Origin of the sequence: Arsukibacterium sp. (genome assembly GCF_036735525.1) — a bacterium.
Classification (GTDB): Bacteria; Pseudomonadota; Gammaproteobacteria; order Enterobacterales; family Alteromonadaceae; genus Alishewanella.
The window spans coordinates 1-25,304 of the sequence record NZ_DAINOE010000004.1 but is presented as its reverse complement, the minus strand read 5'-3'; the positions used below and the strand labels follow the sequence as shown (position 1 = coordinate 25,304).

Sequence of the window (25,304 nt, the reverse complement as noted above, 5' to 3'; positions counted from 1 at the left end):
GCTCAGATATCCGTACTGGCGCGGCTTAACAATGCCGAAAAACGCCCCAGCTGTTCATCACCAAAACAAGGCTCGCTAAATTGTTTCAGATAAGCGGAGACCTGATCAATATAGGCAACATTAGCTGGCATCTCGGTTTTAAATTGTGCCACCCGACTAAAAGCAATGACAGAATGCACATGTTGCAATGCATCCGAGCCATGCAACTGCAGTAAATTTTTCACCGCTTCAACATGTTTAAAGTTTTCATGCAGCGGATTCATAAATTGTTTGGTTGTACCCAGATACAGCCGCATCCAGTTCGCTTCGGTTTCACTGCCAAAAATATGGCCGCGATAATCCTTCACCATAATGACGAAAATGCCAAAAGGGCTAAGTACCAGATGGTCAATCATCACCAGCTCATCTTTGGCGGTGAGCATTTTTAGTTTGCGAAAATGGTGGTAACCGCGTGCAAAGCGCCAGCGCAGCAACCGGTTTAATTTATATTCTGCAAATACCCCTTTAAAGCCCGGTAAGTTCCACCCTAGCCAGGTCGTCAGCAAAAATATCGCTAGTAACAGGGCGAAAATATTAGCGACAACCAGGGGTAAATTATTTAACACTTTCAGCATCAAGGGCTCAGGAGTCACAACCTCACTGGCTGGTATTGTCGTAGCTGAGTCATTAATGTTCGGTTCTTGGCTTGTTGTAGCGACCTCTGCCGTGGGTTGAGTGAGCTCTTTTTCTGGCTCAGGGGCGATATCAGCAGATACCGGTTCATCTGTGCTTTCAACCTCCGGCACATTGTTTTGTGGTGGTAACGGTTCAGGTTTCGGCTCAGGTTGAACGTTGGCTTCTGGCACCACTGCTGGTGGTGGCTGCACAACTGGCTTTGGCTGCGGTTCTGCCGGTGTCGCAGGCGCGGGTTTGCGACAAAATCTGTCGTATTCACGTTGTGCGTTGCGGTAACTGCTGCTTTGAGGAATGTGGCTGAACCGCTGCATTTGTTGATGCAACAAAATACAGGCGCCCTCAGTATATTGCTGCTGGCCATAAGCCAATGGCAAACTGAGTAAAAACAGCGATATGATTAGCAACAAACAGCGCATAAGCCATTCCTGATAAAATCAATCCTGATACTAGCAAGGGAAGTGCTTAACGACAACAAACAGTTGTTTTAGCACCACAGAATTAACCTATACAGCCTATTATTTAAACTAATTACCATTTGTCACAAATCTTATTTAGACAGCACTCTTCACCCATGTAACACTTTTGCTTAATTATTGTATCAAGACTGATTTATCTTAACTGAGGCATTATGAAGTATCTGACCAGACCCGCCGTTTTCAGCAGCCTGCTGCTGTTAAATGGCTGCACCATTTTAGGTGCAGTTCTCGATAATCGTATAGAGGGTGACGACCATAGTCACACTCAGGCACAGCCAGGCAAACACCTACCACCACATGATGATGATGCTTCTTTTGCCTCAATTGGCCTGGACGTTAATATCGCTTTTATCAAAAAAATGCAACAGGCTATTTTTCCGTCCAAAGCAGAACCCAAGTTACGCTGTGCCATGGAGAACGGCTTTCGGATCTGTTACCAAGAGGATGCTGAAGGCTATTGACTGAGCCTGAGCCATTTTGCCCAGCCAAATTCACTAATTTTTGGTTTATTCGCCTACTGTTTGCTCGCATTCCTCATCGGCATCACAACGAAAAACATCTAATGACATGATTTTTAAAGATATAAAAACATGGCTTCGTTTTTGCTTGTCTAGCATGATGTTGCAGCTAAACTGCAACATCATCATGAATGAACAGCAAAACAAGCAGGAGCAAGTATGTTAAAACAACTCTGGCTGGCCACGGCATTTTGCTGTGTCAGTAATGCGGTATTGGCCGCTGACACCCTACCCAACGCTGAGGCAGTGAGCCGATATGCCGATCAGTTGTTGCAGCAACATTTGCCTGAGCCTGAGGGCCCGGGGCTGGCGGTACTGGTGGCCCGCGGTGATGAACTGTTATTTAAACAAGCTTATGGTCAGGCTAGTATTGAGCTGGGGGTACCACTCAGCCCGCAGCATAAATTTCGTATCGGCTCGGTCACCAAGCAAATTGCCGCTACCGCTTTATTAACCTTGATTGATCAGGGTAAGGCGGCACTGCATGACCCCTTGAGTAAATATCTGCCTGATTACCCCAATGCCGATGCCATCACCTTGCTCCAGTTGTTGAATCATACTTCTGGCGTGAAAAGCTATACCGGCATTGCAGGCTATATGCAAAATGACATCCGCCGTCAGCTTAGTACGGCTGAACTTATCGGGGTGTTTAAGGACTTGCCGGTCGATTTCGCCCCTGCTGCCGATTTCAGATATAACAATTCTGGCTATGTGCTGCTGGGCGCTGTGATAGAAGCCATCAGTGGCACAAGCTGGCACCAGTATATTACAGAGCACCTGCTGCAAGGGCATCAGCTAAGCAATATTGTGTATCCCGCTGAACAAACACTGATCCCCGGCATGGCCGGTGGTTACAGCTTGCGTCCAGGCCAGCAGGTGACACTGGCTGCCCCGCTGAGTATGACGCAACCACACGCCGCCGGGGCTCTGGTGGCTGATGTCGAGGCGCTATGGCAATGGAACCGCTTGTTACATGGCGGCAAGTTGCTTAAAGAGGCGACCTACCAACAGATGATAACGCCAACGGGTGCCGCAGCCAATAATGAAGGTAGTTACGGCTTTGGGATTATCAGCGGTCAGTTACGTGGTATGCAGGAGCTGCAGCATGGCGGCGGTATTCATGGTTTTGTGTCGCTACTGGTGTATTTGCCTCAACCTGAGATCAGCATAGTGATGCTCAGAAACAGCGATGGCCCTGGCCCCGACTTATCTTATTTAAGTCGTAAAATTGCGGCCTTTGCCGCAGGCAATCCCTACCCTGAGTATCCGCCGGTGACGTTAACCACAGCACAACTTAACAGTGTTACGGGTATTTATAGCATGGGCGCTGACAGCCGCACTCTGAAGGTCCGTGATGGCCAGCTGTTCTCCACCCGTGCTGGTGGCAGGCCATTTCCACTTATCCCTCAGGGGAATGACAGTTTCGGTTTCACCAACAGTGTTACCCGACTGGTCGTTCAGCGTGATGCGACTGGCCGTGCCACTAGCCTGAGCATGTTTTATGACGGCGATGGTACAGCCGAAATATGGCAACGAACCGCTGATGTAGCGCTAAAAACCGAGATCAGTTTAAGCCAGCAACAGCAATTGGCACTGGTGGGGGACTATGCGTCAGATCAGCTGCAACTGAAGATTTTTCAACAGCAAAGTGGCGATGGCTTGCTGGTACAAGTGAGCGGCCAACCGGCCTTTGAGCTTAAAGCAGCCAGTGCGCGTAGCCTGTACCTTACCGTAGTGGATGCCACTCTGGAGTTTTCGCCAGCCGAGGGCCAGGCACAGCAGCTCACACTACAACAAGGCGCGGGCCGCTTTGTGCTAACACGCCAGTGAGCTATTAAAAGCCACACTTACTCATCAAGATTCAGCATGGCTTGATCGACCTGATGCATCAGGCGCGTCACATCCGGCTGTTTCTTTGACATGGCAAGATACACAGGTAAGGTTAAAAGCTCGTCGAACACCAAAAAAGGTGATTGTAATTCGTGCTCACTTAAGTAGTAACTCAGAAAGTAAGGATAACGCTTATTTTGTATCAGCCGTAAGGCATCTTCTAAGGTTGACACCTTATAATGATTACTGAAATCGACACCAGAAAAATCTGATTTTTCAAGTAAATAAGAAAAACTGGTCTCAGTCAAACTCACCAGGCTTTGTGGCTGCAGCGTGCTGAGGTGGGTCAGTTTGGGGGTGTGCTTAAGCCTTACAACACCCAGCGAAATGCTATAAACAGGCCGCTGACTTACTGCAAAATCGGCTTTAAACTCGGCAGTGGGTGAAACAACAGTGGTAAAATGTACCTCTCTATGCAGCGCGGCTACGCCACGCTGGATAGAGTACAACTCAAAGATAGGCGACAGTCCGGCAGCCGTTAAAATGTTTGAAACTACAATAATACCTAAACCCGCCGCGCTACCATCTGCGCTAGTTTGCTCAAAAGGGGGCGATTCAGAATAAAAAAAGCGAACCGTCTCGGCCTTTAAAGCTGATGTATGGATTAAACATAACAGAAGCAGGTATCTCAAACATCACCTAACTGCAGGTTGCTTTCACTGAAATAGCTCAAAACATGAACAGTATAACACATCCGTCGGCACCGGGATAATCAAATTCTTCGTTAAGATATTGCGCAATAAGTATTACCCACGCTAACAAAAAGTGGGCAAACCCCGAGTTACCATCTATAAGGTGATTTAACAGTTAAAGCCTCAAGCGGTAAACGTTTTATCGTTATCCGGCCTCAATTTTTTAGTTTACAGTTCAGTGCGAGCCAACTCCCCAACAAAAAAGGTAAAGAAACGGCTGTTATCTTCATGGTCTTGCTTTAAAAAATTATTTACCGCTCGCTGCATCGACACATACAGGGTGTTATCGTCTTTACGGGTCAATAACAGCACCCTGCGTTCAACCCAGCCACCAAAACCACTTTTAAAATGAATATCTGGCGCAATAGCAGTAACATGAAGCACAGCATTGGTGCCCTGAATGTTAGTGTTAAACTGTGTCGGATAAATGGGGCTCCATTTATTATCGTTTAAGTGAAACACCTCTGCCTTGCCCTGACGAATTCGAATTCGAACCGTGAGCGTCCAATCCGCAGTTTCAAAGGGCACTTTATCTAAGCCAATCGCTTGCAACTCGCCGACCCAGTTGCCTTCAAATCCACCCGAAAAAAGTTGTTGGGCTTCGCTCCTTACTCTTTCAGCCTGATTGTTTGTATCAACAGTGGTAGAAGCGCAGCCTGCCAGAATAATAGCTAAGGCACAGACAATACTTCCTATTTTTAAACCCATGCTAAACACCTTTTATATTTAAATATCTGACCGCTGTGATTTAAGCATATTCAGCTCGCCTGTTGCATTGACATATCCAAGCGCTATTGCCTGGCTCAAATGCTCTATAGCTTTGTTGTTATCAATAGCTGTACCCCAGCCTTTATAGTACATCCGCCCAACCAGATAGTGACCACCCATTTCATCGGCCTGTGCCGCACTTAACGCTAATTTAAAAGCCTTAGCTTCATTTACGGGCACGCCAATACCTGCAAGGTACATTTGTGCTGCTCTGTATTTGGCAAAATCGTTTCCTGCTGCTGCGGCTGTATTAAACCATTTTAAGGCAAGCCTGTAGTTAACTGGCACGCTAAGCCCAGAAAAATAAAAAGCGCCTAGTTGTAACTGTGCATCGGAATGGCCCTCTTCCGCGGCCTGCTTTATCCATTCGAATGCTTGTTCAAATTCAAAATCACTGCCTTGCCCCCGCAATAGCTGCAAACCCAAACGATACTTAGCACTCATATGATGCTGCAAAGCCGCTAAGCGATACAATTGCTGAGCCTTGGTAAAGTCTTGAGCAACCCCTCTGCCAAATTCATATTGCCAGGCTAGCGCATACTGAGCTCTGCTGTCGCCATTCTCAGCACTTCGGCTGTACCAATATGCCGCTTGTTGCAAATCTACATCGACACCTAAGCCGCGATCATATGCATCAGCCAGGTGAAATTGCGCAGATACATCATTTTGCTTTGCGGCTAAACTAAACCAATATGCAGCGCTCTCATGGTTCTGCTCCAATGCACGGCCATACTTATATGCCAGGCCTAAACTTAGCTGTGCAGAGGCGCTTCCACGCTCAGCTGCTGCAAGATAATATGAGTTAGCCGTTTCTTGACTCGCCTGAATACCCAAACCGTTCTCGTGCATCATCCCTAAATGATAAAGCCCATCGGCCGAACCTTGTTTTGCTGACAACGAAAATAACACTAAAGCACGCTGATAATTTTTTGGCACAGCTGTGCCTCGATAAAACATCAAACCAAGGTTGTTTTGCGCTATCGGCTCACCAGCCAATGCGGCCTGCGTATAAAACTCGTAGGCTTGTTGTAATTTCACTTCGCCTTGTAAACCATATTCACTAACATAACCCGCTCTGGTTAAAGCCAAAGGAAATCCTGTGTCTACTGCTTTGGCTAACCATAAAGAAGCCTTTTCGTCACGCCAGGTGCTGGCTAATTCAGCATAAAGTGCACTTAAAAAAACATGGCCTTTGCATGCCCGGCATTAGCTGCCCGAAGATAATATTGTTCAGCCATCAGATGGTCTTTGGGCACGCCATTTCCATTTTCATAAAGCCAGCCCAATAGTGTTTGAGCAGGCCAGTGTTGCCCAGCCGTTTTCAATAAACCAATGGCTTCAGATTTTGTCTCTTCGGTCACCAGCAGTAATAGAGCCAGGTTGTACTGAGCATCTAAATGATGTTGTGCAGCGGCCAACCTATACCATGCTATTGCTTCAACTTTATCTTGCGTTACTCCCTCACCCAACTCATGCATTCTCCCTACAATATATTGAGCCGGCGCATACCCCTCCTGCGCCGAGCGCATAAACCAGACAAAGGCTTGCTGCATGGCATCGTCGCTCTGTCGTTGCTGCGCGTAAAACAACGCCTGAGCAAAATATGTTAAGGAGGGATTAGATAAAGTAGCCTCTACACCAACGTATTGCTCGAAAACATCCAATAGCGCTGGTGCCGTCGGCATTGTTTTTTTGAAACTAACATTTGTAGCAGACTGAATGTCTGCAGCTGTAGTAGTGAAGATGCCAAACAAGCCACTAAATACACAAATGTTGAGCCAGCCTAATTTTTTATTGCTCAATTCATAACCTCATATCATCAGGTCTTTTGCAAAGATTACATTGTAACGTTTATTGCAGCTCTTGCTGCTGAGTTGAAAGTTGTGATTGCGGCCCGGTAGTTTGCTTTAATGCGCTTTGCTGCGCAGCACCTTGCTGATAACTATCCTTGAATCCTTCGCTTACATTGCTACCCTGAAAATGGTAGATGCCCGCCAATACCAGCAATAACAATAAAAACTTTTTCATGCAAAATCCTTTTCAAGATTGGCCCGCTTCATCAAAGCAGACGCTTTATAACGTTAAATAAAGTTAACAGCAAAAAATTGCACACAACAGCATTGGCTTAAGCCTTGTTCTCAGGTGTCATTTTCAGTCTTCATTTTCACTTGCTGCAGATGCCGCTTTCTCAGTACTTTCTTGTTATCCGCCGCCACATTCAAGCGTGCGCTAAACTGGCGCAGTTGCGTGTCGTTAAAGCAAGGCTGCTTAAACTGCTGAATATACGCTGCCACCAGCCGGATATAGCAAACCTGGGCGGGTAGTGGGGTTTTTAGCTCGGCGCGATCACTAAAAGCGACGATGGATTGCACCAGCCTGCTGTCTTGTAAGCTTAACCCCAGCGCGAACTTTACTGCGCCGGTATGTTTGCTGTTTTGCTGCAGCGGGTTTTGAAAACTGTGTTTGCGTTTAACATGCTGCACTGTCCACTGTGGCTGGTGTTCACTGCCAAAAATCCAGCCCTGATAGTTTTTCACTTCAATCACAAAAATGCCGTAGGGGCTTAATACCAGATGATCCACTTCGGTTAAATCGCCTTGCGCGGTTTCTAATATCAAATTTCGGTAATGCTGATACGCGCCAGGTAAATCACGCATTAATAGCCGGTGCAGTTGCCGCTCGGCCATCGCACCTTTAAACCGCGCCTTATTGCCAAACAGCAAAGCTATTAACAAACCGGGTAGCCCTAATAGCAGCAAGCCACCAATAACAAACGGAATATAGGGCGTAATCAGGCTAAGCATCATAGCGCCTATATCAAGTTTTTGTGCCGGCGGTGCAGCCTTAGCGGTGACAGTCGTGGTTGCCGACGCCGGCATTGTTACAGTGTTAGCCGCTGGCACTGTCGGTTTAGCAGGAATATTAGTTAGCACCAAGGGTTTATCCGGCGCCGGTAGCGGGTTTTGGCAATGGTTATCAAACTGGCGTTTGCTATCCTGGTAAGTGCTCAATTGCGGCTGATGGCTAAAGCGCTCTATTTGCTGTTGCAGCAAAATACAGGCAGCTTCAGTGTATTGCTGCTGGCTATAAGCCAGCGGCGAGCTTAGTAAAAGCAGCGATAAGGAAAGCAACCAACAGCGCATAGGGCGTCCCGGATATATGGAATGCTGATGCTAGCAAGCTAAGGAGTTAGCGGCAAGCAAAGGTTTGATACTCGTCATTTGAACTCGTTCAGCTGCATGCGACACTTTGTGTTAACTATTCATACAGGGGTTAATCCATGGCCCGCTGATGGCGCCAGCATGTGAAGCAGTCGCAAAGGATGTCAGGCGCCACGATCATAAACGGCATAGCATTTTTTACCGTAGCCGCCAGCACGATATTTTGTATTAAGGATACTCCATCAGCAAATGGAGTTTTCACCACACTTGTTTACACCACTACTTTAATGGTGTCTTTCCCCAGATATGACTAGATCTGCCCCAGCCTTTCAGCAAAGGTGCCCTGATCTGCAATTTGCTGGTTATAAGCTGCTATGGCATCAGCATTCTGTACCCGCCACAACTCTGCTTTTGCCCGACTGACAGCATTTCTCAGAGCTTGCTCTAATACAACAGAGGGGCTTATGTTCAGCGCTTTAGCTTCAGCCAATAAACTGGCATCAACTGAGGTATTACATGCCGCTTTAGTATTCTGACTCATCGTAAGCTCCATATCAGCATAGGTCGAATCACTTTAGCGCAAATATCTTGCGCATGAAAATTGCGCACCTGTATATATTCAAAATGCACTGCTGCATTAATGGCCCGTTGCCAATTGCAAACTGTTTTAATTTTATCTGCCCCTCATGTTGCTTAGCGCATTCGCGTAGAACAGTGAGCCGATAAAACAAGAGCATTAGATTCGGTTTAATCAACCGCTTTAGCTAAATTGCAGCAAAGCTAAGGTAAAAAGTAGCGCCTTTGCCTGGAATAGACTTAAACCAAATATTACCGTGCATAGCTTGCATTAACTCTTTTGACAGTGCCAGCCCAAGGCCTGTGCCGCCTTGTTCGCGGGTATTGCCGTTATTTTCCTGTGCGAAACGCTGGAACACTTTATATTGAAAAGCTTCTGCAATGCCAGGGCCTTGATCGGCGATGCTGATTACCAACTGGTTATCTTGTTGCTGAAGCGTTACAGTGACCACACTTTGTTGCGGCGAAAACTTTATTGCATTAGACAACAAGTTGGCCAGCACCTGTAACAGACGGTGCTCGTCTACGTTGGCCAGTGCGTTAAACTGCGGCAAGGACTGATACACCAGGCTGACTTGCCTCTGCTGGCCATAAGTGGAGTTTTCCTGCACTGCCCGCTGCACTATAAGGTCCAGGTTCTGTTGCTTAAAGTTCAGTACCATCTGCCTGGCGCTGAGTTTTTCTAAATCAAGTAAATCATTGATTAGCAGGGTTAAGCGTTCACTGTTACTGCTGGCGATTTCCAACAGCTGTTGCTGTTTATGCATCGACAGCGCGCCACTATGGATCAGGTTTAATGCGCCACTGATCGAGGTTAGCGGTGTCCGTAATTCGTGGCTCACGCTGGAGATAAACTGATCTTTTAGCAAGTCCAGCTGTTGCAACTCATCATAAGCAGCCTGCTGTTGTTGTAAGCTGTGTTGCAGCTCTGCAGTACGCTGGTTTACTGCTTGCTCCAACTGCAAATTAACCTGCTGAACCTCACCAATACGGCGCTTTACCCGATAGCTGATCAGCAGAATGGCAAGTGCAACTGCGATAAACTGCACACTCCGGCGCTGCCACCAGTGTGGCTGTACGGTGATGTCCATAAAGCTGTTGATGTCGCTGAACGCCTGCAGTTCATTGCCGGCACGCAATTGCAACTGATAGTTGCCAGGAGCCAGGTTGGTGTAGGTCGCGACATTACTGTCGTTCAATTGTTGCCAGTTGTCGTCATAGCCTTGCAGTTTATATAAATAACGTTGCCGGCCAGGTTTATTAAAGTCAAAGTTGGCGAAATGAAAAGCCACTCTTGAAATGGTTGCCGGTACTTGCAGTTTGGTCACCGGCGCTAAATTAATTAATGGTGTAGCCAGCTGCTGGTCTAAGGTAACCTTACTGATAGCTTGCTGCAGCGGGGGCAGCGGTGCCAGCAATAAGGTCGGGGTTACCAGTTCCAGGCCCGCGTCTGAGCCAAAGTACAAATGACGCTCATCTTCTGCTACCGCGCCGAACATCATTTCATTGCTGGTTAAACCATCACTGATATTAAAAAATTTAATGCTGCCATCAGCTTTAATTAAATCCAGACCGGCTGTGGTCATAACCCAGATATTATGATGTTTGTCGCTATGGGCGCCCACCAGCCAGCTGCCTTTTAAGCCAGATTTAGCGGCAATCAGTTTGACCTCGCCGCTGTTTAGCCAAATGCGTAGCAAGCCTTGCTCGGTACAGACTAACACGCTGTTATTGGGCGCTGTAGCCAGGCAGGTGAGCTGGCCGGTGAAGTCGGGGGCCAGTAACGGTGAGGGGTTACTGCTGGTTAGTGAACTGACGCTAAGGCTGTTACGATCCAGCAGATAAATACCGCTAAGGCGGCTGGCTAGCCAGATATGTTGTGGCGTTATCAATGTAGCCTGAATAGCATCGCCCACCAGGACGCGACTGATATCGGCCATAAACTGCCGGCTTTTACCGCTTTGTTGATCAAATAACAAAATGCCATTTTGCCACAGGTTGATCAGCGTGTGCTGCTCATCAATAATGCGGATATCACGCGCATTGCGTTGCGGTAGCTGAACGCTAGTGTAAGGCTGCTCAAACCGAACAAACTGATGCGTATCAGCGGTTAAGCGAAAAATGCCATTGTCGCTGCCTGCCCACAGGCTGCCATCCGGCGCGCGCCTGAGCACGTTAACCCGGCCCGGTACCGTAAAATGCTGAGTCTGGCCACTGGCATGCTGATACTGGCTTATTATGCCTTGCTGGCCAAGCCAAAGCTGGTCAGGTTCGGCCAGCAAGGTTAGCACCGGCGCAGTAAGGCTTTGTTGCAAAGCGGTAAGGGCAGCGTCAGCGCTATTTTGAAAGGCAGCTCGTTGCCGGGTTTTAAACAGCAAGCCGCTTTCACGTGTGCCCACCCAGGTCACCTGGCTGTTATCGACAAAAATGCTGCGCACATTTACTTGTTCAAGCTCGGCTAGCTGGTTATTAACATGGCGGATAAAGCGCCGCTGCGCCACGTCCACCGTGTAAATGCCATTGAAAGTACCCAGCAGTAAATGGCCGTTAACACTGCGTGCCAGCGTATTGATAACCGGCAGTTGGTGCGCTGCCGGCAACGTGACGGGCTCAAAGCGGTTTTCCGCTGGCAGATAAACAAACAGGCCAGCACTCGTGCCCACCCAAAGCTCGTTATTAATAACGTGTAGGGCGCGGATTTCATTATCGGCGCTACCCTCGTCATGCGGAAACAACACCGGGCCAAATCCGGTACTATCGTGCCAGCTTAATAAGCCGTTGGAGGTGGCCAGCCAGATAGTTTGATCGTCCGTTTCGGCAAAAGCCCAGATGCGCCGGCTGGGTAAGGCGTTGCTGTCGCTATCGAGCCGGCTGAGGCCATTGGCGTCGTCATAGCGATTAATGCCGGTAGTGGTACCGATCCAGATACGATGTTGCTGGTCTTTAAACAGCGTTTGTACATAACTGCCAGCCAGGGCATCTTCAATGCCATTAAACAGCCTGATGCTGCCATCAGCCGCCTGAAGTTGCGCCAGGCCATAACCCCAGGTGCCTGCCCATAAATTGTTATGCTGATCAAACACTATGGCGTCGATATCCGGCACCGATTTCAGCTTGGTCAGACTGTTGTTTAGTAGTGGATGTTGTTGAAACTGATAACCGTCAAATTGCAACAGACCGGTGTTGGTTGACGCTAGCCACAGGTAACCATGATGGTCTTGGGTAATACTGTAAATGCCGACATTAGGCAGATTGTTGTCAATGCGTACTTTTTCATAATAGCTGGAGGCCGCGCTAGCTGACGATAAAACGCAGCAGCTTAACGCCAAACTGAACAGGAAAAACAAACACCGGCAAAACGAAGCAAGCCGCAAATGTGAACTCCTCTATGGTAAGTCGCAATTCAGTGTGTTAGAAGCTGCTGCTGAAAGCAAGGTGGGCGTGATAAAAACCTTTATAAAAACAAAGCGGCACATATTTTGGGTGTCTGGTTTTTACGTTTACTCAGATAGTAACTTAAGACCACCATCGAAATGATGTAAAACATCATGATCAAAAAAATTATTATTGATGTCGAAGGATCAGAAATATTAATTCCGACCTAATACCGCATATTTTGTAAAGCGCGGGCACATTCTAATGAAGCTATGCCTCCAAAAAACTTTCATAAAAACTCCATTTTTTAAGACTGCATAGCATTTTTTGCGGCACAAGAATAACCACAAAACACTATTTAGCAACATTTTCCCTATATTTACACTCATAAAGAGTTCAACAACAGGTCGGTGATTGAGCTTTCGGAGGTTTCGCACAACATTTCACCGGCGTTAATACCGACAATAGCGCTACCAATAATACGGTGGGTTTTTTGTCGAATATCAGCTTGGCAGATGTTTGGTGACAAGCTTTATCGTTGCATTAAAACTGCTGTATAAAAGACTGCGCCATTAAAACAACAAAGGCCGCATACGCGGCCTTTGTGTTATCTAAAACGTCAGAAAATTACTTTTTCTTGGCTTTAGGGTTTGGCAGGTCGGTGATTGAGCCTTCGTAAATTTCAGCGGCCAGGCCGATAGACTCGTTCAGCGTTGGGTGAGCGTGGATGGTTAATGCGATGTCTTCAGCATCAGCACCCATTTCTACCGCTAAGCAGATTTCGCCCAGCATTTCACCGGCGTTAATACCAACAATAGCGCCACCAATGATACGGTGGGTTTCTTTGTCGAATATCAGCTTGGTGAAGCCTTCAGTACGCGCTGAAGCAATAGCACGACCAGAAGCGGCCCAAGGGAACACGGCGGTTTCGAACTTTAAGCCCTGCTCTTTGGCTTCTTTCTCGGTAACGCCCGTCCAGGCCATTTCTGGATCTGTGTAGGCGACTGATGGAATGCAACGCGGGTCGAAGTAGTGCTTCATGCCAGAAATCACTTCAGCGGCAACGTGACCTTCGTGTACGGCCTTGTGCGCTAACATCGGCTGACCAATTACATCACCAATGGCATAGATATGGCCCACGTTAGTGCGCAGTTGCTTGTCTACATTGATAAAGCCACGTTCATCAACCTTGACACCGGCTTTGGTAGCATCTAACAGGTTACCGTTTGGCTTACGGCCAACCGCTACCAGAATTTTGTCGTAACGTACCGCTTTCTCTGGGGCATTTTTGCCTTCAAAGGTTACATATAAGCCGTCGTCTTTTGCTTCAACTGCAGTAACTTTAGTAGACAGCATGATGTTGAAGTTTTTGCTGTTGTACTTGGTGTAAGCTTTCACGATGTCCGCATCAGCAGCCGGGACTAACTGATCAGCAAACTCTACTACTGATACTTTAGAACCCAGTGCGCGATACACAGTGCCCATTTCCAGACCGATAATACCGCCACCTAAAACCAGCATTTCACCCGGAATATCTTTTAATTCCAGCGCGCCGGTTGAATCAATGACGCGATCGTCATCTTTTGGAATAAACGGCAGTGATACCGGCTCTGAACCCGCGGCAATAATGGCGTGTTCAAAGGTAATTTTGGTATCGCCAACCTGTAAGGTGTTGGCACCGGTAAATTTACCAAAGCCGTTAACGACCTTAACCTTACGCATTTTAGACATGCCCGCCAGGCCGTTGGTTAACTGACCAACTACCTTGTCTTTCCAGCTGCGGATTTTGTCTAAATCAATTTTTGGCTCGCCAAAGGTCACGCCATGTGACGCCATATCACGGGCATCGTCAATCACTTTAGCAACGTGTAATAAGGCTTTTGACGGAATACAACCCACGTTCAAACAGACGCCACCTAAGGTGCTGCGCGCTTCAACCAGTGTTACCTCTAAGCCTAAGTCGGCGGCGCGGAATGCGGCAGAGTAACCACCAGGGCCTGCACCAACTACTACTAACTGGGTTTTAATTTCGTTGCTCATCGTATTACCTTTCTTTATCGGTTCAGAGTACTGACAACGGCATGTAGGGCACGGCTGTCAGGCGAAAAAAGTGGCAGAATTTTAACATCCTGCCTGAGCGTTGTCCCGTAACTTTTCAGTACGGGACACAAAATTCGCTCTTAGCTAAGCTGTTACATAATAATCTGGCGGATATCGGCCAGATAACTGGCCAAAGTGGCAGTAAAGCGTGCCGCCAGGGCGCCGTCAATAACCCTATGGTCGTAGGATACCGACAAGGGCACCATCAACTTAGGCTCAAACTCTTTACCGTTCCACTTAGGTTTAATCTCCGACTTAGAGACACCCAAGATGGCCACTTCCGGCGCATTCACTATCGGCGTAAAGGCCGTGCCGCCAATGCCACCTAAGCTTGAGATAGTAAAGCAGCCGCCCTGCATATCGGCAGCGGTCAGTTTACCTTCGCGTGCCTTGGCCGATATCTCCATCAGCTCGCGCGATAACTCAATAATGCCTTTTTTGTTGACGTCTTTTACTACCGGCACCACTAAGCCATTTGGTGTGTCGACTGCAATGCCTAAGTGCACGTATTTTTTCAGAATTAAGCTTTGGCCATCGTCTGACAGTGAGCTATTAAAGGTCGGGAACTCTTCCAGTGCCTTAGCCACCGCTTTCATGATAAATACCAGTGGTGTGTATTTCACGCCCAGCTTCTTCTTATCCGCCAGCGCATTTTGCTCTTTGCGGAAGTCTTCCAGGCCAGTAATGTCGGCTTCGTCAAACTGAGTCACATGAGGAATACGCACCCAGTTGCGGTGCAAGTTATTGCCCGACAACTTCTGAATACGTGACAACGGCTTGCTTTCTACTTCACCAAACTTGGCAAAGTCGACCTTAGGCCAGGCAATTAAATCAAAGCCAACACTATTTCCAGAGCCAGTGCTGCCTGCACCAGAAGCAGCGCCACTTTCCGCTTGTTTTACCAGCTGCTTCACATAGCTTTGCACATCTTCTTTCACCACCCGGCCTTTGCGACCACTGCCTTTTACCTTAGCCAGGTTAATGCCAAACTCGCGCGCTAAACGGCGGATCACCGGAGAGGCATGGGCATAGGCACTGTTTTCAACAAAGCCATCGCCTTTAGCAGCAGTGTCTGAGCTGGCAGAGGACTTATCGTCATCTTTGCTTTCGGTTTTTGGCGCCGCCTCGGTTTTAGCTGCTGCTTTAGTTTCCGCTTTTGGCGCCTCGGCAGTTTCCGCTTCACTCTCAGCCGCAGCAGCTTCAAATACCATTATCAGGCTGCCAGTCGAGACTTTATCGCCGACACTGATTTTGATCTCTGTTACCTTACCCGCAAAGGGAGCCGGTACTTCCATACTGGCTTTATCGCCTTCAACGCTGAGCAAAGACTGATCTTCGGTAACAGTATCGCCCACTTTCACCATAATCTCAGTGACTTCAACGGCATCACCCCCGATATCCGGTACTTTCACCTGTTGTGCTGAGGTCGCCTGGATTGGCATTTTGGCTGCAGTTTTTTCTTCAGCTTTAGCTTCAGTTTTGCTGTCGGCTTTGGGGTCGTCTTTTGCCGGTGCCGCTTCGGCTTTGTCAGCGCCTTCACCTTCAAAAGTCATAATCAGGCTACCGGTTTTCACCTTGTCGCCCACCTTCACCTTAATGTCTTTCACTACCCCGGCTTCAGCAGCCGGCACTTCCATGCTGGCTTTATCACCTTCAACACTGAGCAATGATTGATCGGCAGCCACCTTGTCGCCCACCTTGACCAGGATCTCGGTTACTTCAACTTCATCCGCACCTATGTCCGGCACATGAATTTCAATCGTCATGACTCATCCTCTTATGCGTACAGCGGGTTAGTTTTATCAGCGTCGATACCAAATTTCTTAATGGCATCGGCAACGACCGCTTTTTTCAACTCGCCCTGCTTCGCTAATTCGTTCAGCGCAGCCACTACAATATAGCCGGCGTTGACTTCAAAATGCCGGCGCAAGTTTTCCCGGCTGTCTGAGCGGCCATAGCCGTCCGTGCCCAACACCTTATAAGCGCTGGCTGGAACAAAAGCCCGTACCTGCTCGGCATAGTTTTTCATATAGTCGGTGGCCGCAATGGCCGGCGCCTTGTTCATCACACTGGCGATATAAGGCGTTTTCTCTTTGCCATCCGGGTGCAGCATATTGTAACGCTCACAATCCTGACCATCCCGCGCCAACTCGTTAAACGAGGTCACTGAATACACATCAGACGCCACACCGTAATCTTTGCTGAGGATCTCTGCGGCTTTACGCACTTCATTTAAAATAGTGCCTGAGCCTAACAGCTGTACCTTACCGCGATCGCCGTTCAGGCTTTCCAGCTTGTAAATCCCTTTGCGAATGCCCTCTTCCACGCCCTCTGGCATTGCCGGGTGATGGTAGTTTTCATTCATCACGGTAATGTAGTAATAAATATTTTCCTGCTGCGGGCCATACATACGGCGAATACCGTCTTGCATTATCACCGCCAGCTCATACACGTAGGTAGGATCATAAGAAATACAGTTTGGCACTGTGCTGGCCAGCACATGGCTGTGGCCATCTTCATGCTGTAAGCCTTCACCATTGAGCGTAGTACGACCGGCCGTGGCGCCCAACAGGAAGCCGCGTGCTTGCTGATCACCGGCCATCCAGGCCATATCGCCCACCCGCTGGAAACCGAACATCGAGTAGTAGATATAAAACGGGATCATCGGCAAATCGTTGGTGCTGTAAGAGGTAGCCGCCGCGACCCAGGACGACATCGCGCCCAGCTCGTTAATGCCTTCCTGCAACACCTGACCGCCGGTATCTTCTTTGTAGTAACTGACCACAGAGCGATCTTCCGGGGTGTAGGTCTGGCCACCCGGGTTATAAATACCAATTTGCCGGAACAAGCCTTCCATACCAAAGGTACGGGCTTCATCAGCAATAATCGGCACCACCTGCTTACCAATGTGCTCGTCTTTTAACAATATGTTCAGCGCCCGCACATACCCCATGGTGGTGGAGATTTCGCGTTTTTGTTCCACTAATAACGGCTCAAAGGCATTCAGTTCAGGCAGTGTCAGCGGCTTGGTAAAGTTAGGTAAGCGTACCGGCGTATAGCCATGCAGCGCCTGACGCCTGTCATGCAGGTATTGCAGCTCAGGCGAGCCTTTTGGCAGCTCAATATAGGGTAAATCTGCAACTGCTTCTTCGCTGATATAGTCTTCCAGCCCCAGGCGCTTGCGTAATTGCAGCACATGAGTCATGTCCATTTTTTTCACCTGGTGGGCAATGTTTTTACCCTCAGCGGCGTCACCCATGCCATACCCTTTAACGGTTTTGGCCAGAATAACAGTAGGCTTATCGGTGCAGTTTTGCGCCGCTTTAAAGGCCGCAAACAGCTTAGACGGCTCATGACCACCGCGCTTTAACGCAAAAATTTCTTCGTCGGTCATATCGGCGACCAGCGCAGCGGTTTCCGGATAACGGCCAAAGAAGTGCTTACGCACAAAGGCGCCATCGTTCGCTTTGTAGGTCTGATAATCACCATCGACTGTTTCGTTCATCAGCTGTAACAGCTTGCCAGTGGTGTCTTTAGCCAGCAGCTTATCCCAGCCACGGCCCCACACCACTTTAATGACATTCCAGCCGGCGCCACGGAACAAGCCTTCCAGTTCCTGAATAATCTTGCCGTTACCCATTACCGGGCCGTCTAGCCGCTGCAGGTTACAGTTAACTAAAAAGCACAGGTTATTCAGTTTTTCACGGGCCGCAAAGCTGATGGCACCGCGTGATTCCGGCTCATCCATCTCGCCATCACCTAAAAAGGCATACACCCGTTGCGCGCTGGTGTCTTTTAAACCACGGCCATTTAAGTACTTTAAAAAACGTGCCTGATAAATCGCTGAAATCGGGCCCAGGCCCATAGACACCGTAGGGAACTGCCAGAACTCCGGCATTAATTTAGGGTGCGGGTAGCTGGATAAGCCGTTGCCATCAACTTCCTGGCGAAAGCCATCTAACTGCTCAGCGGTTAAGCGGCCTTCAACAAAGGCGCGGGCATAAATACCCGGCGAAATATGGCCCTGATAATAGACTAAATCGCCGCCGTCTTTGTCATTGGGTGCGCGGAAAAAATGGTTAAAACAGGTTTCGTAAAAGGCCGCGGAAGACTGGTAAGACGCCATATGGCCGCCCAGTTCCAGCTCTTTTTTCGAGCCACGCAGTACGATCATAATGGCGTTCCAGCGGATAACCGAGCGGATGCGTCGTTCCAGATTAACATCCCCCGGGTAAGCCGGCTCTTGTTGCGGCGGGATAGTATTAATATAGTTGGTGGTCACGCCGGTTGGCATAGCCACGCCCTCTAAGCGGGCTTGTTCCAGTACCTGTTCAAGCAGGAATTGCGCCCGCTCTACCCCTTCGGTACGCACTACAGATTCCAGTGCTTCCAGCCACTCTTTTGTTTCCAGAGCGTCGATGTCAATCTTGCTGACTTCAGACATATCGAGGTTTCCTATGGTTGTGCACGCCCGCGGGCGCTAAAAATTATAAGTATTAACTCTGTTGCGAGCGGCGCAAAGAACGCTCGATGCGAGAGCGCTCCTTGTCCAGTTCTAACAAGGCTTCTTCAATAAACGCCAAATGACCATTACTGGCCTGCCGCGCCAATTCTGGTTGCCGGCTAATCACCGCTTGCATTAACCGCCGCCGATGCTCATTTAATTTTTCGGCGATGCCATCACGTTGCTGCAATGCATCCAGATTTAAACGGATATTCTGTTCGGTTAACGGCGTTAAACTTCTGACCAAATGTAACAACACGACATTATGTGAGGCTTCGGCTACCGCCAGATAAAACTGGCTCACCGCTTTGGCTTCGGCCTCGGCATCCTGAAACTGCTGATTCAGGCATATTTCTTCATATAAGCTTTTAATTTTTTTATGATCGCTCTCGGTACCGCGTAGCGCCGCATAGTAAGCACAAATGCCTTCCAGCGCGTGGCGAAACTCCAGAAAGTCAAATTGCGAATCCGGATATTGCGCCATCAGGCTAAACAGCGGATCGGTGAGATCTTTAACCAGATTATCGCAAACATAGGTACCCCCACCCTGGCGCCGGCTCAGCAGCCCCTTGGCTTCCAGTTTCTGAATAGCCTCACGCAATGATGGGCGCGACACGGCAAAGCGCTCGGCTAACTCCCGCTCTGACGGCAGTTTTTGCCCTGGCGCAAAGCTGCCTTCTAACAACAAATGCTCCAGTTGCGCCACTATCTGATCAGACAGTTTGGCCGGCTTAATTTTTAAATCAGCCATAGTGAGTCAATTGCATCCTTTTGCTGCGGCGAGGGCTTAACACCTTCGGCTAAATCCATCATTGTAAATTGGTCTTACCAATTTAACTAAAGTGGGCAGCAGGCTATCATTTTTGGCACAGGATGTAAATAAAGCAGATTTTTTCACAGTCTGCAAGCTGCAATAAGTTAGAGTTAATGCTCAAAAATCGCCCGATGTCTCACCAATGGCATAAATTGGTCTGACCAATTATAACTTGACGAAGCCATTAGCGGCCGGTCGTTAACGTTAACTGGCGCCTTTAGCAAAAAAGGCGCTATGAGCAATACATAAAAAGCACAAAAAAGGCGCCGATATGGGCGCCTTGTTTTAGAGTAAAACGGGTTTAACTAAGCCAGCCGCTTAGCGTTAAGATGGCAGTAAAGGCTAAAAAGAACAGCATATTGCGCTTAGCCAGTTGCACCATAGCGCTGGTGTCTTCCAGGGTATTCTGGCTGGCTTCTGGCAGTGGCTCAGCGGCAGCAGCCACTTCACTGATTAATTGCTCGTTACTGGCAGAGAAATCTAAAAAATAGCCAAGTAAGGCATTAGAGGCGCGCGAGAAATACCCCACCAGCGCAAAACCGAGGCCAAACAAGCGGGCCGGGAACCAATCGGCCCAGTGGGCTAAATGGCTTACCGCATCTTTACTGACGCCCTCGGGCTGCAAGCTGGCGAAACGTTCGGCATCCTGCTCTCCTTCCAGAATAGTCGGCTCTTGTAGCTGGCGCAGCAACACATAAGTAATGACACCAAATACGCCCAACACTAAAAACCAGAACACCACAGCAGCGTAATAGCGGAAGTTCAGCCATACCAATAACTGGCCAAAGCTGCTTTGCTCCAGGCTACTGCCGCTATCCTGGCGGATTTGCTGCATACTTAAAAACGCCGCTTCCTGATCGCCGCGCTCCTGCGCGTTTAAATACTGCTTATACAACTGGCGGTAATGCCAGCAGCCGATGCCCAGTAGTAATATCAGCGTATTCACCACCAGCGTCAGTAAACGACTATCAATCAAACCTAACAATAACGCCAGCAGCGCACCCGGCAGAATAATCCACAGATATTGGCCCTGCGGATGTTGCGCTACTTTGGCTAATGGGCTATCGGCACTCAGTCGCAAATATGCCTGACAATACGGCCGGGCCTGCCAGACAGCACTGCGCACTGCCAGCCGCTCGATAATCAATGCCAGTAACATACTAATCAGGGTCATGCCTAGTTCTCCTTAGAGCGCTGATAAAAAGCGGGTCCAGTCAAATGCCGGACCGGGATCGGTTTTCCGACCAGGTGCAATATCACAGTGCCCGACTATCCGCTCTGGGCTGATAGCAGGAAACTGCTGTAATAAGTAGCGGCTTAGTTGCAGCAAACTACTATATTGTTGTTCAGTATAAGGTAAATTATCGCTGCCTTCTAACTCTATGCCAATAGAAAAGTCATTACAGCGCGCCCTTCCCTGAAATTCACTGACACCGGCATGCCAGGCGCGGCGCGTAAAAGGCACATATTGAAATATCTGACCATCACGCCAAATCACACAATGCGCGGCGACCTTTAAGCCTTGTAAGTCACAAAAGCTGGCTTGCGCCTGGCAATCCAGGGTGCCGCAAAATAAAGCATCGACATAGCTGTTTGCCGGATCGCGGCTGAATTCACCCGCCGGCAAGCTGATATTATGGATCACCAATAAGCTGATATCGCCGGCAACTGGGCGCTCGTCATGGTGCGGGCTGGCACGCTGAATCATTTGAGGTGGCAATAGCATCAGGAATTTTGCCTTGTGATTTTTGCCTTTTAAAGCGGCTCTGCGTAAGCTGTAGCCTTATTGTCGGTGCAGCGGAGTTTTTATGCAAGAGCCACAGAGCACAGCCGGCATTGCCCGGGTATTTACCTTCATTACCTGGCTACTCTTACTGGGCGGGCTATTTTGGTTTTTTCAGGATTATCTGGCTAAACAGGATAATCCAAACCAGCAATTACATAGCCTGCGTGGCGGTCAAGGCGAAGTGATCACTGAGCTAACCCGCAATCGCGCCGGCCATTATGTGGGTACTGCCCTGATTAACCAGCAAAAGGTAACCTTTTTGCTGGACACCGGTGCCACTAAGGTAGCAGTGCCTTCTGCCATAGCGCAGCAACTGGGTATGCCGCGTGGCGCCGCTATTCAGGTGATGACCGCCAACGGCGTGGCACAGGCCTGGCGCAGTGAAATCGCCAGTCTACAATTGGGTGATATAGTGCTGACCCAGGTCGCCGCCAGCATAGTGCCGAATATGGGCGGCACAGAGATTTTATTAGGCATGAGTGCGCTAAAACAGTTAGAATTCCGCCAGCAAGGAAACCAACTCACTTTGATCCAGCGAAATTAATTATGCCTACTTTGTCTGCTGTTGTACGTCATCCGTTATTGTCTGAAGAAATCAGCCGCACTGTGGCTGCCGCACTGGCCGAAGATCTGGGCGGCCAACCGCTGGATACCGGCGATATTACCGCGTCACTGATCCCGGCGGAACAACAGGCCACGGCCACTATTATCAGCCGCGAAGCCTGTACTGTCTGTGGTTGTGCCTGGCTGGATGAAGTGTTCAGCCAGCTTGGCGGCACCGTGACCATTAACTGGCAAGTAACAGATGGCCAGCAGGTGGCACCAGACAGTCTATTATGCACTTTGAGTGGCCAGGCCCGCACCTTACTGACCGGCGAGCGGGTAGCACTGAACTTTCTGCAATTACTCAGTGGCACCGCCACCACCACTGCGCATTATGTGCAGTATTTAGCCGCCAGCAACACCCGGCTGCTGGATACCCGCAAAACCCTGCCGGGGCTGCGCTTTGCCCAAAAATATGCGGTCAGTTGTGGTGGCGGTTTAAACCATCGTTTTGGTCTGTTCGATGCGTTTTTAATTAAAGAAAATCATATCGCTGCGGCTGGCAGTATTAGTGCCGCTATTAACACTGCACGGCAAAACTTTCCTGGAAAACCCCTCGAGGTGGAGGTAGAAAACCTTAGCGAACTGCAACAGGCCTTAGCGGCGAATGCCGATATCATTATGCTGGATAATTTTACCCTGGCTGATATCCAACAAGCAGTGGCGCTTAATGCCGGAAAAGCTAAACTTGAGGTGTCAGGTAATATTACCGCTGAACGATTAACCGAACTGGCCAGTACCGGGGTTGATTATATCTCCAGCGGCGCCCTGACCAAACATGTACAGGCAGTGGATCTGTCGATGAGACTGCAGATAAACGACCGCTAATACGAACTGAATTCACCGGCAATTCAGTTATAATCTGTTACAGTACTCTATTACGATAGTGCTGGCTGCACAGCTGATGTGCAGCGTCGACTTCTTACACTGCTGACTGACAGCCTGGTGATACATAATGCAGTTAACCGGAAGGGTAGTGTTTTGGCGCGACGATAAAGGCTTTGGCTTTGTGGTCTGCGACCAAACGGAGCAAAAATTATTTTTCCATATTCGTGACTTTGAGGTGCCAAACCCAAGGCCAGGCGAAGGTGACATGCTGTCATTTAAACTTGGCCATGACCGCAAAAACCGGCCTATCGCCGAGGCCTTAACCGTGCTGCAGCAGGCACAGCCAAACGCCCACCCTCACACCGCACAACGGATTGCTCCTGTTGTTGATTTAGATTACACCCAGGATGTCGCCTTGTATTTTCGCTGTGCTTTTCTGGTGCTGGTAGTGATAGCGCTGTTATTTGGCTCTTTGCCCTATGTGTTGCCTTTGCTGTATATCGAAGCCAGCTTGTTTACCTTTTGGCTGTACCAGGCCGACAAAAATGCTGCTATCGCCCGGCAAAGTACCCGCCTGCCCGAGCAAAGCCTACAGTTATTTAGTTTAATCGGTGGCTGGCCAGGGGCGTTAATTGCCCAAAAGAAACTGGCGCATAAACGCAGTAAGTTTTTATTTCAACGCGAATTCTGGCTGGTCGTTATCGGCAATAGTATCTTGTTGATATGGCTGCTATCACAACACGGCCAACAGTTTTTAAACAGGCTCGCTCTGTGGTCCTGACGGCGGCTGCCATTGCGCCTTTAAGTCTTGTAACAGGCTGGGACGGGCAAAATAATAACCCTGAAACTGCTGGCAGCCTAACATAGTTAATGCCTGATGTTGTGCCGCTGATTCTACCCCTTCAGCAATAACCTGTAACTCCAGCGCCTCACCTAAGGCCAGAATGGTTTTCACGATCGCTTCATCATTACTATCAATTAAGATGTCACGCACAAAACTGCGATCAATTTTTAACTGTGATAGCGGTAACCGCTTTAAATAACTGAGCGAGCTATAACCGGTACCAAAATCATCCAGTGAGAACTGCACGCCTAACTGCCGTAATTGCTGCATGGTGTTTATCACTTGCTCAACATCCTCCAGCAACTGACTCTCGGTCAACTCCAGCACCAAATTAGCACCATCTGCGCCGGTACTTTGCAAAATATCCGCCACTGTACTGACAAAGTTAGTCGCTTGCAGTTGGCGGACACTGATGTTTACCGACAGATGCCAATGCTGGCGCTGCGTCATATAACGCCACTGCGCTAAGATTTCACAGCTTTGGCGCAGCACCCAATTACCAATAGGGATAATTAAGTTACTGCTCTCGGCCAGCGGAATAAAATCAGCCGGCGATATTAAACCATGCTCTGCATATTGCCAGCGCAATAACACCTCAGCGCCCAGCAGTTGCCCCTGACTGTCATACTGTCCTTGCAGATGCAGAAAAAATTGTTGCTCGTTTAATGCCTGGCGTAAACCGGCCAGTAATTGGGTGCGCTCACTGGCTTGCGCTTGCATCTGATGATTAAAGAAGCAAAGTTGATTACGACCGCGATTTTTCGCGTCATACATGGCTAAATCAGCCCGTTGTAACAACTCATCTACCGAGGCGGCATCATCAAACATAGCAATGCCAATACTGGCGCTAATGCTGTACTGCCGCTCTGCCAGAGTAAAATCACTGATCAGGCATTGCAATAACTTATTCGCCAGCACCTCAACCCGCAGACTGGCCAGTTCGGACTTAGCTTGTAGATCGGTGACCAACACCACAAATTCATCGCCCCCAAACCGCGCCAGCGTATCGGTCTTTCTCAGTTGCTCCGCAAGACGTTTTGCAACTTGTTGCAGAAGCTGATCGCCTACTGCATGGCCCAGGGTATCATTTAAATCTTTAAAATGGTCAAGATCGATAAACAGCACGGCGCCGGTTTGCGGTAAACGACAGGACAGTTGATGCGCCTGTGCCAGCCGCTCCAAAAATAACCGGCGATTGGGTAGCTCAGTCAGTGCATCGTAAAATGCCAGATGATGAATGGCCGCCTGACTTTGCTTATGCTCGCTAATATCAGTCGCAATACCACAAAGCGCGTAGATATTGCCCTTGGCATCACGTAGCGGAATCTTTACCACCAGGCAGGTGAGCTTCTTGCCATCGGTCGTGGTTAAGGGCTCTTCTTCAACGATGCGTTCGCCGCCCTGCAGCACGCGTTGATCGTTAACCTGTAAAATGGCGGCAGTTTGACTGTCAAAAAATAAAAAATCGGAATGGCCGATAACTTGCTCAGGGGTGCGCTGAAACAACTGCGCCACCTTAGGATTGACATACTGATAGCGTAGTTTTAAGTCTTTAATATAAATATAGGCATCTACCGTATTTAGCAAAGTAGTGAGTTGCTGCTCGCTCGCTTGCAGGCTGGATAGCTGGTGCTGGTAACGCCGTCGTAACCACCAGCAACTGATAAAGGGTGTGAACAACAAGCCTAGTGGCA

The 25,304-nt window shown here is 48.8% G+C and carries 21 protein-coding genes; 5 read left to right on the top strand and 16 right to left on the bottom strand.

Going from position 1 to position 25,304, the window contains the following annotated elements:
* Nucleotides 1-2: 2 nt before the first annotated feature.
* Entirely contained in the window at nucleotides 3-1,091 is a 1,089-nt protein-coding gene (locus tag V7D78_RS01540; protein ID WP_333606665.1) for a nuclease-related domain-containing protein, read from the bottom strand.
* Between the two features lie 212 nt (nucleotides 1,092-1,303).
* Here V7D78_RS01540 and V7D78_RS01535 point away from each other — a divergent pair, with 212 nt between their 5' ends.
* A complete protein-coding gene (locus V7D78_RS01535; RefSeq protein WP_333606664.1) occupies nucleotides 1,304-1,612 on the top strand; it encodes a hypothetical protein in 309 nt (102 codons plus the stop codon).
* Nucleotides 1,613-1,828: 216 nt separating this feature from the next.
* The gene (locus V7D78_RS01530; protein WP_333606663.1) at nucleotides 1,829-3,499 is read left to right on the top strand and encodes a serine hydrolase domain-containing protein; all 1,671 of its coding nucleotides are present in this window, start codon (nucleotides 1,829-1,831) and stop codon (nucleotides 3,497-3,499) included.
* Nucleotides 3,500-3,516: 17 nt separating this feature from the next.
* Here the strand turns inward: V7D78_RS01530 and V7D78_RS01525 are convergent, their stop codons facing one another.
* The 14 genes from V7D78_RS01525 to ampD all read right to left on the bottom strand — a co-directional run bounded on the left by V7D78_RS01525 (nucleotide 3,517) and on the right by ampD (nucleotide 21,275).
* The gene (locus V7D78_RS01525; RefSeq protein ID WP_333606662.1) at nucleotides 3,517-4,191 is read right to left on the bottom strand and encodes a hypothetical protein; all 675 of its coding nucleotides are present in this window, start codon (nucleotides 4,189-4,191) and stop codon (nucleotides 3,517-3,519) included.
* Nucleotides 4,192-4,419: 228 nt separating this feature from the next.
* Nucleotides 4,420-4,959 carry a hypothetical protein gene (locus V7D78_RS01520; RefSeq protein ID WP_333606661.1) on the bottom strand — a complete coding sequence of 180 codons (540 nt, stop codon included), beginning with the start codon at nucleotides 4,957-4,959 and terminating at the stop codon, nucleotides 4,420-4,422.
* 18 nt (nucleotides 4,960-4,977) lie between these two features.
* The gene (locus tag V7D78_RS01515) at nucleotides 4,978-6,108 is read right to left on the bottom strand and encodes a tetratricopeptide repeat protein (protein ID WP_333606660.1); all 1,131 of its coding nucleotides are present in this window, start codon (nucleotides 6,106-6,108) and stop codon (nucleotides 4,978-4,980) included.
* 86 nt (nucleotides 6,109-6,194) lie between these two features.
* A complete protein-coding gene (locus tag V7D78_RS01510; RefSeq protein ID WP_333606659.1) occupies nucleotides 6,195-6,821 on the bottom strand; it encodes a tetratricopeptide repeat protein in 627 nt (208 codons plus the stop codon).
* Between the two features lie 49 nt (nucleotides 6,822-6,870).
* Complete coding sequence (locus V7D78_RS01505; RefSeq protein ID WP_333606658.1) at nucleotides 6,871-7,047, bottom strand: hypothetical protein; 177 nt, start codon at nucleotides 7,045-7,047, stop codon at nucleotides 6,871-6,873.
* Between the two features lie 110 nt (nucleotides 7,048-7,157).
* Nucleotides 7,158-8,162: a nuclease-related domain-containing protein gene (locus tag V7D78_RS01500; protein WP_333606657.1), complete on the bottom strand. Its 1,005-nt coding sequence runs from the start codon at nucleotides 8,160-8,162 to the stop codon at nucleotides 7,158-7,160.
* A gap of 328 nt (nucleotides 8,163-8,490) precedes the next feature.
* Nucleotides 8,491-8,721, bottom strand: coding sequence for a type II toxin-antitoxin system CcdA family antitoxin (locus tag V7D78_RS01495; protein ID WP_333606656.1), 231 nt, complete (start codon nucleotides 8,719-8,721; stop codon nucleotides 8,491-8,493).
* A 223-nt stretch (nucleotides 8,722-8,944) separates the two neighbouring features.
* Nucleotides 8,945-12,130: an ATP-binding protein gene (locus V7D78_RS01490; RefSeq protein ID WP_333606655.1), complete on the bottom strand. Its 3,186-nt coding sequence runs from the start codon at nucleotides 12,128-12,130 to the stop codon at nucleotides 8,945-8,947.
* Nucleotides 12,131-12,758: 628 nt separating this feature from the next.
* Nucleotides 12,759-14,171 (bottom strand): dihydrolipoyl dehydrogenase, encoded by a 1,413-nt coding sequence (gene lpdA, locus V7D78_RS01485; protein WP_333606654.1) that lies wholly within the window; start codon nucleotides 14,169-14,171, stop codon nucleotides 12,759-12,761.
* A 152-nt stretch (nucleotides 14,172-14,323) separates the two neighbouring features.
* A complete protein-coding gene (gene aceF / locus V7D78_RS01480) occupies nucleotides 14,324-15,997 on the bottom strand; it encodes a pyruvate dehydrogenase complex dihydrolipoyllysine-residue acetyltransferase (RefSeq protein WP_333606653.1) in 1,674 nt (557 codons plus the stop codon).
* Between the two features lie 11 nt (nucleotides 15,998-16,008).
* Entirely contained in the window at nucleotides 16,009-18,675 is a 2,667-nt protein-coding gene (gene aceE / locus V7D78_RS01475; protein ID WP_333606652.1) for a pyruvate dehydrogenase (acetyl-transferring), homodimeric type, read from the bottom strand.
* Nucleotides 18,676-18,727: 52 nt separating this feature from the next.
* Nucleotides 18,728-19,486: a pyruvate dehydrogenase complex transcriptional repressor PdhR gene (gene pdhR / locus V7D78_RS01470; RefSeq protein WP_333606651.1), complete on the bottom strand. Its 759-nt coding sequence runs from the start codon at nucleotides 19,484-19,486 to the stop codon at nucleotides 18,728-18,730.
* A gap of 364 nt (nucleotides 19,487-19,850) precedes the next feature.
* Complete coding sequence (ampE, locus tag V7D78_RS01465; protein ID WP_333606650.1) at nucleotides 19,851-20,723, bottom strand: regulatory signaling modulator protein AmpE; 873 nt, start codon at nucleotides 20,721-20,723, stop codon at nucleotides 19,851-19,853.
* 12 nt (nucleotides 20,724-20,735) lie between these two features.
* Nucleotides 20,736-21,275: a 1,6-anhydro-N-acetylmuramyl-L-alanine amidase AmpD gene (ampD, locus tag V7D78_RS01460; RefSeq protein ID WP_333606649.1), complete on the bottom strand. Its 540-nt coding sequence runs from the start codon at nucleotides 21,273-21,275 to the stop codon at nucleotides 20,736-20,738.
* An 82-nt stretch (nucleotides 21,276-21,357) separates the two neighbouring features.
* Between ampD and V7D78_RS01455 the strand changes: the two genes are divergently transcribed.
* The 3 genes from V7D78_RS01455 (at nucleotide 21,358) to V7D78_RS01445 (ending at nucleotide 23,547) form a co-directional block, all read left to right on the top strand.
* Nucleotides 21,358-21,879 carry a retropepsin-like aspartic protease family protein gene (locus V7D78_RS01455; protein WP_333606648.1) on the top strand — a complete coding sequence of 174 codons (522 nt, stop codon included), beginning with the start codon at nucleotides 21,358-21,360 and terminating at the stop codon, nucleotides 21,877-21,879.
* 2 nt (nucleotides 21,880-21,881) lie between these two features.
* Nucleotides 21,882-22,766 carry a carboxylating nicotinate-nucleotide diphosphorylase gene (nadC, locus tag V7D78_RS01450; protein ID WP_333606647.1) on the top strand — a complete coding sequence of 295 codons (885 nt, stop codon included), beginning with the start codon at nucleotides 21,882-21,884 and terminating at the stop codon, nucleotides 22,764-22,766.
* Between the two features lie 127 nt (nucleotides 22,767-22,893).
* The gene (locus V7D78_RS01445) at nucleotides 22,894-23,547 is read left to right on the top strand and encodes a cold shock and DUF1294 domain-containing protein (RefSeq protein ID WP_333606646.1); all 654 of its coding nucleotides are present in this window, start codon (nucleotides 22,894-22,896) and stop codon (nucleotides 23,545-23,547) included.
* Here the strand turns inward: V7D78_RS01445 and V7D78_RS01440 are convergent.
* The coding region (locus tag V7D78_RS01440; RefSeq protein ID WP_333606645.1) for a putative bifunctional diguanylate cyclase/phosphodiesterase at nucleotides 23,521-25,304 on the bottom strand (1,784 nt) is incomplete at its 5' end. The two genes, V7D78_RS01445 and V7D78_RS01440, sit on opposite strands and share 27 nt — an antisense overlap.

Bases quoted from the DNA above. Each gene is read 5' to 3' on its own strand.
- V7D78_RS01505 (WP_333606658.1), bottom strand. From the start codon at position 7,047: ATGAAAAAGTTTTTATTGTTATTGCTGGTATTGGCGGGCATCTACCAT.
- ampE (WP_333606650.1), bottom strand. From the start codon at position 20,723: ATGACCCTGATTAGTATGTTACTGGCATTGATTATCGAGCGGCTGGCA.
- V7D78_RS01530 (WP_333606663.1), top strand. From the start codon at position 1,829: ATGTTAAAACAACTCTGGCTGGCCACGGCATTTTGCTGTGTCAGTAAT.
- V7D78_RS01445 (WP_333606646.1), top strand. From the start codon at position 22,894: ATGCAGTTAACCGGAAGGGTAGTGTTTTGGCGCGACGATAAAGGCTTT.
- aceF (WP_333606653.1), bottom strand. From the start codon at position 15,997: ATGACGATTGAAATTCATGTGCCGGACATAGGTGCGGATGAAGTTGAA.
- V7D78_RS01495 (WP_333606656.1), bottom strand. From the start codon at position 8,721: ATGAGTCAGAATACTAAAGCGGCATGTAATACCTCAGTTGATGCCAGT.
- nadC (WP_333606647.1), top strand. From the start codon at position 21,882: ATGCCTACTTTGTCTGCTGTTGTACGTCATCCGTTATTGTCTGAAGAA.
- V7D78_RS01535 (WP_333606664.1), top strand. From the start codon at position 1,304: ATGAAGTATCTGACCAGACCCGCCGTTTTCAGCAGCCTGCTGCTGTTA.
- aceE (WP_333606652.1), bottom strand. From the start codon at position 18,675: ATGTCTGAAGTCAGCAAGATTGACATCGACGCTCTGGAAACAAAAGAG.
- V7D78_RS01540 (WP_333606665.1), bottom strand. From the start codon at position 1,091: ATGCGCTGTTTGTTGCTAATCATATCGCTGTTTTTACTCAGTTTGCCA.
- V7D78_RS01500 (WP_333606657.1), bottom strand. From the start codon at position 8,162: ATGCGCTGTTGGTTGCTTTCCTTATCGCTGCTTTTACTAAGCTCGCCG.
- ampD (WP_333606649.1), bottom strand. From the start codon at position 21,275: ATGCTATTGCCACCTCAAATGATTCAGCGTGCCAGCCCGCACCATGAC.
- V7D78_RS01455 (WP_333606648.1), top strand. From the start codon at position 21,358: ATGCAAGAGCCACAGAGCACAGCCGGCATTGCCCGGGTATTTACCTTC.
- lpdA (WP_333606654.1), bottom strand. From the start codon at position 14,171: ATGAGCAACGAAATTAAAACCCAGTTAGTAGTAGTTGGTGCAGGCCCT.
- pdhR (WP_333606651.1), bottom strand. From the start codon at position 19,486: ATGGCTGATTTAAAAATTAAGCCGGCCAAACTGTCTGATCAGATAGTG.
- V7D78_RS01520 (WP_333606661.1), bottom strand. From the start codon at position 4,959: ATGGGTTTAAAAATAGGAAGTATTGTCTGTGCCTTAGCTATTATTCTG.